Source organism: Vibrio sp. 10N.222.46.A1 (genome assembly GCF_041473595.1).
GTDB lineage: Bacteria > Pseudomonadota > Gammaproteobacteria > Enterobacterales > Vibrionaceae > Vibrio > Vibrio tasmaniensis_A.
The window spans coordinates 1-285 of record NZ_JBFRSN010001054.1 but is presented as its reverse complement, the minus strand read 5'-3'; the positions used below and the strand labels follow the sequence as shown (position 1 = coordinate 285).

1 protein-coding gene is annotated in these 285 nt (G+C 45.3%); it reads left to right on the top strand.

Features of this window, described 5'->3' with window-relative positions; all coding sequences use genetic code 11:
* The coding region (locus tag AB4496_RS23655) for an ATP-binding cassette domain-containing protein (RefSeq protein WP_372132209.1) at positions 1–285 on the top strand (285 nt) is incomplete at both ends.

Genomic DNA, 285 nt, shown 5'->3' with positions numbered 1-285 from the left:
CCATCAGGTTGTGGTAAATCGACGCTATTACGCTGTATCGCGGGTCTAGAAGATATTACGTCTGGTGATTTGTACATTGGTGATCAACGCATGAACGATGTTGAGCCATCAAAACGTGGTGTGGGTATGGTATTCCAATCTTACGCGCTCTACCCGCACCTAAATCTCTACGACAACATGTCTTTTGGTCTTAAACTGGCAAACGCCGATAAAGCTGAAATTGACAAGCGTGTAGAACATGCTGCAGAAATCCTTCAGCTTGGTCACCTTCTTGAACGTCAACCT